Below are 8,307 nucleotides of genomic sequence, written 5' to 3' on the forward strand. Positions count from 1 at the left end.
GCGCAAACACTCAAAGCTAGACTTCCTCAGCCCAGTCGACTTTGAGCAAGGCTTAATGGGCTAAGCAAACCGTCCGGGAAACTGGGGGAAGCCCACTACGACTCCCTGACCCGTTGGCCTCTCGATGTCGAGGTCGGGCAAAGGGGCAACTGCGACAGCCCTAAAAGTCTGAGCTTCCTCTCCGCTTGAAACAGGCGCCAACTCGCAGTCGAACTCCGTCTGTCCTGATTCGGGCACTCTCTGCGGCCGGAGCAGCTGCCCGGTCAGCGCCCACACAATCGCGTTCAGGATTGAGGTTTTACCGGCTCCATTGGCGCCATCTAGGAAGGTCACCGCAGACTTGAATTCCAGTTGAAAGTCTTCTGGAGCTTCTGCAGCTTTCCTATATCGGTGCAATCCTGCAAAGCGATGCGCTCGCATGGACTGGAGCGTCAAAGTGCGAGCCTTAACTCCTCCCGTAAAGTCGACGACTGGCGAAACTCTTGCCTGCGTCGCGATGCTGTCTACGATTGCCTCGCAATCCTTGTCGTAGACGTTGCCAGCCCACTTTGGTCGATTCAGCGTGTACCACTGGAGAACCGAGCGCGCGCACGCAGTAGCCAGTGAGAACTCGCTATTGGTCACCCCTACGCCCACAGCACGACCTGAAACCAGGTCGGCGCATAAAGTTTCGACCGTGTGAAGATGCAGCGGCCGAACGAGCTGGGCACTACTCATGTGGTTGTCCTCCCCGATTTATCCCACACTACTTTGTCACACAATGTAGTGTTAGTCGAGACCAACCACAACTCGGGCTTTTAACCGGCCGATAAAGGAAGGCCAGTTGGGGCAGCGACCGACCCAGGGCAGTTAGCGACTATGTTTCCATCGCCAGAATCACAGTCACCGACTTTGTTCTTCGGTAAGCAACTCTATTCACAGTAAACGGCACTGTTTCCCGCGCACAGGCTTGCATGCCCCGGGGTGCGTGGCCGTTTTGCCATGAATCTGCCACACAGGCTGCCTAGCATGGGGCGAGCGCTTTGCACGCGGGAGCGCTCACCTTCCTTCATCCACCCAAGGGGAAACCATGCGACGTTTCACAGTCGGTTGCGTTCTGCTGAGCCTGTCCAGCACCATCTTTGCCGATTCACCACGGCACCACAAACCCATCCACGAGGTCGAGCGGTCCAACCATGTGCAGCTGGGGCAACGCCCCTTCTTCCTGGTGGACGACATGGCGCAGAGCCCGCTGAAGCAGCAGCTTCAGCAGTGCGCCCGCAAAGGCTATTTCACGGCCCGGGATTTCTCCATCGGGCACCGTGGTGCCGCCATGCAGTTTCCCGAGCACACGATGGAGTCGTACGTGGCCGCCGCCCGCATGGGTGCCGGCATCGTCGAGTGCGACGTGACTTTCACCAAGGACAAGGAACTGGTCTGCCGTCATGCGCAGAACGACCTGCACACCACCACCAATATCCTGGCCACGCCACTGGCCAGCAAGTGCACGCAGCCGTTTGTGCCCGCCACGCTGGATGCCAACGGCACCCTGCTGACACCGGCCGCCGCCGAATGCCGCACCAGCGACATCACCCTGGCCGAGTTCAAGACCCTGCGCGGCAAGATGGACGCGTTCAACCCGCGCGCGCGCACCGTGGACGAGTACCTGGGCGGCACCGCCAACTGGCGCACCGACCTGTACTCGGGTCCGACCAGTGGCACGCTGATGACGCACCAGGAGAGCATCGAGCTGTTCAAGCAGCTGGGTGTGAAGATGACGCCCGAACTCAAGAGCGCCAGCGTGACCATGCCTTTTGACGGTTTCACGCAAGAGGCCTACGCGCAGAAGATGATCGACGAGTACAAGCGCGCGGGCGTGAACCCCAAGCACGTGTGGGCGCAGTCGTTTGATGTACGCGACGTGTTGTACTGGGTGCGCAACGAGCGCGCTTTTGGTCGCCAGGCGGTGTACCTGGACGACGCCAACACCGTGGCCGATCTGCCCAGCAAGGCCGATCTGGTGAACTACAAGAGCCAGGGCATCAACATCGTGGCGCCCCCGATCTTTGCGCTGCTCAGCGCCGACGCGTCGGGGCGGATCGTGCCCTCGCAGTACGCGCGCAACGCCCGCGCCGCTGGCCTGGACATGATCGCCTGGACCCTGGAGCGCTCGGGCCTGCTGGCCGATGGCAACAACGGGTTTTATTACCAGACGTTTGACACCGCCATCAAGACCGAGGGCGACATGATGCGGGTGCTCGACGTGCTCGCCCGCGATGTGGGTGTGATCGGCGTTTTCTCCGACTGGCCGGCCACCACCACGTTCTACGCCAACTGCGCCAACCAGCGCTGAGCAGGCTTCTCGTGCGCGGGGGCTGAAGAGGGCCGCCGCGCCGCTGCCGGCTCAGGCGGCGGGTGCGCACCAGTCGCGGATGAGGTCGACGTACAGCGCCCTGGCCTGTGGAATTTTTCCGACCAGGCAGTACTCGTCCGTCTGGTGCGCCTGGCCCGGCTCGCCCGGACCGAGGATCACCGTGGGCGGCATGCCCATCAGCGGCCGCAGGGCGGCGGCGTCGGTGAAGTAGCTGACGATGCCGGAAGACGCTGGCGGGTCCCCGGCCGCGTCCACCAGGGCCTGAACGCGCTGCATCCACGGGTCGCTGCCCGGGGTGTAGACGGCTTCGATGTCCAGCAATGTGGAGAACGCGATGCGCTCGCCCAGGCGATCACACAGGCACTTGAGCACGCCCGCATGGCCCAGCCCCGCCACGCTGCGGATGTCCAGCGTCATCTCGGCGGCGTCGGGCACCGAGTTGATGTTGATCCCACCCTGGATGGTGCTGACCACCAGCGAGGGCATGCCCATTTCCGGGTGGGGCTGCACGCCGAAGTCGTGCGATTCGAGCGCCAGCGCGGCGCGGGCCAGGGTGTAGATCGCGTTCTCGCCCAGGTGCGGCATGGAGCCGTGGGCCGTTTTGCCGCGCGCGCTGGCCTTGAGCCACAGCGCCCCCTTGTGGCCCAGCACCGGCGCGTTGCTGGTGGGCTCGGCCACCACCATGGCGCCCGCCGAGCCCACCCACTCTTTCGCGCCGGGTGAGCGCGCGAGATGAAAAGCGCCGTCGCAGCCGGTCTCTTCACCGGCCGTGATGATCAAGGTGAGGCCTGCGCCCTCGCGTGCGAGGTCGGCCATGTCCAGCGCAGCCGAGGTGAACGCAGCCACGCCCGATTTCATGTCGCTGGAGCCGCGCCCGTACAGCCGGCCGTCCACCACCTGCGCACCAAAGGGGTCGTGTGTCCACGCCGCAGAGCCCAGCGGCACCACATCGACATGCCCGGTGAAGCACAGCGGTGCCTTGTCCTTGCGGCCACCGATGCGGGCCACCAGGGTTTTTCGGCCTGGTGCGAACTCGACATGGCGGCAGTTGAAGCCGGCAGCACTCAGCAGATCGCTCAGCGGGTCGATGCACTGCGACTCCACACCCGCTGGCGGGATGGTGTCCATGCGCACCAGCATCTGCGTGAGCGACACCGGGTCGTGGGTCGATGGGCCTGGGGTGGAGTGGGTCATGTGGGGCAGGTTGCAGCGCTGGAATTCAGGGCTTGATGTAGGCCGCGCCCTGCTTCTGCAGCTGGGCGATCCGCACCACGCCCGAGGGCGTGAAGTCGGCTTCCTGGATGAACTGCTCTTTCTTGAGGTCGCGGTTTTTCAGCGTGATCTCGCAGATCTCGAACGCCACGCCCCGGCTCTTGAGGGCCGACACCAGCGGTGCGAACTCGCTGCCGTTGGCGGCCTTGGCGCCCTCCATCAGCATGTCCACGCCCTCGGCATGGGTGACGATGGTGATCTTCGCCTTGGGGTCGGTGTCGAGGTGGTTGCGCACGTTGCGCAGGCCCTTGAGACCTTGCGCCACGGTGTTGTCGAAGTGGTAGACCACCGCGTCTTGAGCACTGGCGGCGGTGGCAGCGAGGGCCAGCGTGAGGATGGCGAGCAGGGGCTTGAGGCGCATGGGGTTCTCCTGGAAGGGTGTGAGGTGCGGGCGCACCGGCATTCGTGGGTTTGCGTCAGTCGTGTCAAAACCGTCACGCTCGGGCTCCGCCGGAGTCTTGTGTCGATGCATTCAAGCTGCGCCGCGCCCCGGTTCGGAACTATGCTTGACACTGTACCGGGTATCAAGGGCCAGTCTGGCCCGTGGCCCTTTTGCGTGAACGTCGGCCTGGAGGGGTTTATGGCGAGTGATCTGGACACCGTGCGGGTGCTGCGGGCTTTGTTCAACGACATGCCGCGTGCACCGCAAGGCCTCTCGGGCCTGGAGTTGATGGCCTGGATCAAGTCGTCGATGACCGACTACGAGGGCGGCGAGATGGCCTACATGATCGAGCACATCACGCGCAATTCCATGCTCGACATCGTGCTGCACATGCGCGAGTCGGGGCACCTGCAGGATGACGCCGCGTTCGACGAAACCGTGGCGCTGATCTCCACCGAAGAAGGGCGCCGCACCTTTCGCGACCGCTGCATCAACGCCCAGAAAACCGTGGACGCGACCGAGCGGCTGCTCAAGCGCGCGCGCGGGTTTCCGCGCATCAAGCAGACCGTGTTTGTGGCCGACGCGCAGGAGATTGCGCGCTTCGTCAACGGCCAGGCCAGTGGCGCCGGCCCGCTGTTTGCCGAATATGCATCGCGCGAAGAGGTGCGCGAGATCGGCGTGTTCGACCAGGCGCCCGAGCAGGTGTTCGAGTTCGCCTGGGGCTTTGTGGTGGAGCAGCAGGGCGCGTGGAACGTGTATGTGGCCGAAGCGTGGCGTCGCGGCACGGTGGGTTATTTCGACCGCTTTTTCAACGCCTGGAAGCTCGAAGCCGCCACGCCGCTGGACGACGCAGGCGCTGCACCCGAGGTGCCGGCCGGCCTGCTGGTGGACGACGGCATCGGCAGTTTCAGCAGCCTGAGTTTCGAGGTGGAGGCGGGCGCCTCAGCCCCGCTGGTGCGCCGCTGGCTGGGGGAGACCTTCATCGGCCGCATGCTGCCCCGCATGGCGGCCAGGGCGCTGGACGACACCTACGATTTCCCCGCGACCGGCCTGGGCAACTGAGCAACCAGCCGCAGCCTCCATGTGCCGCGCTGGCGAGCGGGCGCTCGGGTTCAGCCCAGTTGTGCAAACGCCCGCTGGATCATGGCGCCCGCGAGTGCGCGGCGCAGCACACCGGCTTCGTCGCGCTGGCCGAGGGCGTTTTGGTTCAGCGCCAGGATCTCCTGGGGGGTGAGTGCGCGCACCACCTGCGCCGGCATGCCGGCGATCAGGCTGCCGTCGGGGAACGCTGCGCCCTGGGGCACCAGCGTGCCGTCGGCCACGATGCAGTGGCGTCCGATGACGGCGCCGCCAAAGATCACCGCGCGCACGCCCACCCGGCTGCCGTCCCCGATCACGCAGCCCTGCAGCACGGCGCCGCTGTCGATGACCACGCCCCGACCGATGCGCACCGGTGTGTCGCACTCGTTGTGGATCACGGTTCCCTCGCGGATGCTGCTGTCCTCGCCCACTTCGATGGGATGTGAATCGGCGTGCAGCACGGCGTGTGGCCACACGCCGCAGCCTGCGCCCAGGCGCACGTCCCCAATGACGGCGGCGGTCTCCGCCACATAGCAAGTGGTGTTCACCGAGGGGCGTTTTTCATACGCCGCGTAAATGCCCATGGAGGTCTCCGGGAGTGCTGACGTCACAGGTGCAGCGTGATGCTGCGGCTGGTGACGCGGGACACGCACGGCGTGAGGCAGCTCTGCTTTTCGTCGTCACCGAGGATGAAGTCGTTGTGTTCGACCTCACCGTCGGCATAACCGGTCTTGCAGGTGCCGCACAGGCCGCTCATGCACGAGGTGGGCACGTGCACGCCGTGTTGGCCGAGCAGTTCCAGCAGGTTGCCGCCGTCGGGCAGCACGAGTTCGCGCCCCGACTGCGCCAACCGCACGGTGGCCCCGGTGGTGGGCGCCACCGGCTCGGCGCGCGTGGGTGCCTGGAAGTGTTCCGAATGCACGGTGCCCGGCTGCCAGTGTTCTGCGGCTTTCGCGCAGGCCTTCATGAAACCGGGCGGCCCGCAGAAGTAGAGGTGCGTGCCTTCGGGCTGCACCGCCAGCAACCCGACCAGGTCCAGCCCCGCGCCGACCTGGCCGTTGTCGAAATGCCAGCGCGCCGAGCCGGGGGCCCGCTGGTTCAGGGCTTCGATCTCTTCGGTGAAAGCCGCCACTTCGCTGGAGCGGGCGCAGTAGTGCAGTTCGAACGGTGTGCCGGCCTGCAGCAGGCTGTGCGCCATGGACTTCAGCGGCGTGATGCCGATGCCACCCGCGATGAGCAGGGCCGACGTCTGTTGTGGTCGCAGCTCGAACTGGTTGCGCGGCGGGCTCACGCGCACCGTGTCGCCGACCTTCAGCGCCTCGTGCACGCGCAGCGAGCCGCCGCGCCCGTTCACGTCTTTCAACACACCGATCACATACCGGTGGGTCTCGGTCGGGTCGTTGCACAGCGAGTACTGGCGCACCAGGCCGCCGGGCAGGTGCAGGTCGATGTGTGCCCCGGCGGTGAAGGGCGGCAAATGCCCATGGTCGAGTGCGCGCAGTTCAAACGAGTGGATGCCGGTGGCTTCCAGACGGATCTGGCGAATCTGCAGCGCCAGCGCGGCGTCGAGTTCGGTCATCGGTCAGGCCGCCGAGGCGCTGGCTTTCATCTCCGCTTCGAGCGCCAGCATCTTCGTCTTCACGAACTGCTCGCGCTCGGCGCCCTGGAGGTGTTCGCTCTCGGCCAGCATGGTCACCACCGCCTTGGTCACGTGGCGGCGGCGCACGATCTCGTCTTCCACGCGCGCTCCCACCGGGATCTCCAGCACGTTGCCCGAGCAGAAGCTGCGCGGTGCGCCGGCGGCGTTGCGCAGCCACTCGGCAAAGCCCTCGGCGCTGGCGGCCTTGTTGGTGCCGCGCACCGCGTCTCGCAGCAGCTTGCGGAACATGTAGACGCCCGCGTCGAGCTTGGTGGGGTTTTCCAGCGCGTGCACCGCGATCGGCCGCTGGCTGATGATGGCCTCGTAGTCGCCCGGTGCGTACTGCGCCTGTTTGTAGTTGGCGCGCGCGCGGTGGTCGCTCGGGATCTCGGGGCGGTCGTTGATGGTGTGTTCGCCAAAACGCTCGGGCCGGCGCAGCGCCACCTGGCCTTCCAGAAAGTCGATCGACTCGTAGCCCACCAGCTCCTTGATGCCCACGCCGCGGGTGTCGATGCCCGGGCCCATGACGCGCCAGCCGATCATCTTGCTGTTCACATCGTCCACCGGCACCGTCCAGCGAACGATGTGAAAGCGGCTGAAGTGCTTTTGCGCCGAGCCGTCCTCGGACGTGTAGGCGTGCAGGCTCAGGTTGGGCAGCACCTGGTGCTGCACGCGGATGAAGAGGCGGTCGTCGCTGACGCGGCGCGCGCCCGCGCAGGCCAGCGAGCGGCCACCCTGCACCGGCACGAACTGCATGTCGGGCGCCACTTCCATCGACGGCGCGCCCACCTCGTCGAAGGTGGTGCCCTGGAACTGGCCGTTCACCACGTTTTTGGCTGAATGCAGCGTGGCGGTGTGGAAGTTGTCAGCCGCGTTGTCCTGCACCTGCAGCCAGTTGCAGTGCTGGAAGTTGCTGTAGGGCACGAGTTCGTCGCCGGGCAGCACGGTGAAGTTGCCTTCCCACTCGGGGAAGGGCGGCTCTTTCTCGGGCGGGCCCATGTAGGCGAACACCAGGCCGTTGCGCTCGAAGGCCTTGTAGGCGCCCTGGCGGATCGAACACGCGTAGCGCTCGGCGTCGGCCTCTTCGCCCTTGGGGAAGGGCACTTTCAGGCAGGTGCCGTCGATGTCGAACACCATGCCGTGGTAGCAGCACATGATCCCGCGCTCCTGGATGGAGCCGTATTCGAGCGACGCGCCGCGGTGCACGCAGTGCGCGTGCAGCAGGCCGACGCGACCACTCTTGTCGCGAAACGCCACCAGCTCTTCGCCCAGGATCTTCAGGAAGTGCGGCGTGTCCGTGAGCTCCATGGACATGCAGACCGGCTGCCAGAAGCTGCGCATGTACTCACCCGTGGGCGTGCCCGGGCCCACCTCGGTCAGCTCCGGGTCGTGGCCCGGGATCTTGTTGGTGTGGTACCCGCCATAGGGAATCAGCTTCTTCTCGATGGGTGCGGCGGTGCCGGTCGAGCGTTGGCTGTCGTGTTTGTCCATGGGCTGGGTCATGCGGTGTCTCCGTCGGGTGGTGGGGTGAAATGGCTTTGAACTCTGAATACAGAGTTCAAAGATAGGGGCAATGGCCGC

General features: G+C 65.5%; 8 protein-coding genes. 2 read left to right on the forward strand and 6 right to left on the reverse strand.

What is annotated here, in order from left to right:
* Positions 1-60: 60 nt before the first annotated feature.
* On the reverse strand, positions 61-717 hold the full coding sequence (locus tag ACN4F8_RS06680; RefSeq protein WP_419472827.1) for an ATP-binding protein: 657 nt from the start codon (positions 715-717) through the stop codon (positions 61-63).
* Positions 718-1,069: 352 nt separating this feature from the next.
* Here ACN4F8_RS06680 and ACN4F8_RS06685 point away from each other — a divergent pair, with 352 nt between their 5' ends.
* Entirely contained in the window at positions 1,070-2,332 is a 1,263-nt protein-coding gene (locus ACN4F8_RS06685; RefSeq protein WP_419472828.1) for a glycerophosphodiester phosphodiesterase family protein, read from the forward strand.
* 51 nt (positions 2,333-2,383) lie between these two features.
* Here ACN4F8_RS06685 and ACN4F8_RS06690 read toward each other — a convergent pair whose 3' ends face one another.
* Together ACN4F8_RS06690 and ACN4F8_RS06695 are read right to left on the reverse strand one after the other, a co-directional pair.
* Positions 2,384-3,547, reverse strand: a complete 1,164-nt coding sequence (locus tag ACN4F8_RS06690; protein ID WP_419472829.1) for a M20 family metallopeptidase — start codon at positions 3,545-3,547, stop codon at positions 2,384-2,386.
* A 25-nt stretch (positions 3,548-3,572) separates the two neighbouring features.
* A complete protein-coding gene (locus ACN4F8_RS06695; RefSeq protein WP_419472830.1) occupies positions 3,573-3,986 on the reverse strand; it encodes a DsrE family protein in 414 nt (137 codons plus the stop codon).
* 219 nt (positions 3,987-4,205) lie between these two features.
* On the opposite strand from ACN4F8_RS06695, the gene ACN4F8_RS06700 reads away from it, so the two are divergent.
* Entirely contained in the window at positions 4,206-5,069 is an 864-nt protein-coding gene (locus ACN4F8_RS06700; RefSeq protein WP_419472831.1) for a hypothetical protein, read from the forward strand.
* Between the two features lie 50 nt (positions 5,070-5,119).
* Here ACN4F8_RS06700 and ACN4F8_RS06705 read toward each other — a convergent pair whose 3' ends face one another.
* Genes ACN4F8_RS06705 through ACN4F8_RS06715 form a run of 3 tightly spaced genes read right to left on the reverse strand, consistent with a single transcriptional unit; the run spans position 5,120 to position 8,229 of the window.
* Positions 5,120-5,671: a gamma carbonic anhydrase family protein gene (locus ACN4F8_RS06705; RefSeq protein ID WP_419472832.1), complete on the reverse strand. Its 552-nt coding sequence runs from the start codon at positions 5,669-5,671 to the stop codon at positions 5,120-5,122.
* Positions 5,672-5,694: 23 nt separating this feature from the next.
* Positions 5,695-6,666 carry a PDR/VanB family oxidoreductase gene (locus tag ACN4F8_RS06710; protein ID WP_419472833.1) on the reverse strand — a complete coding sequence of 324 codons (972 nt, stop codon included), beginning with the start codon at positions 6,664-6,666 and terminating at the stop codon, positions 5,695-5,697.
* 3 nt (positions 6,667-6,669) lie between these two features.
* Positions 6,670-8,229 carry a Rieske 2Fe-2S domain-containing protein gene (locus tag ACN4F8_RS06715; protein WP_419472834.1) on the reverse strand — a complete coding sequence of 520 codons (1,560 nt, stop codon included), beginning with the start codon at positions 8,227-8,229 and terminating at the stop codon, positions 6,670-6,672.
* Positions 8,230-8,307: the final 78 nt, after the last annotated feature.

This window comes from Hydrogenophaga sp. (genome assembly GCF_048549895.1).
GTDB lineage: Bacteria > Pseudomonadota > Gammaproteobacteria > Burkholderiales > Burkholderiaceae_C > Hydrogenophaga.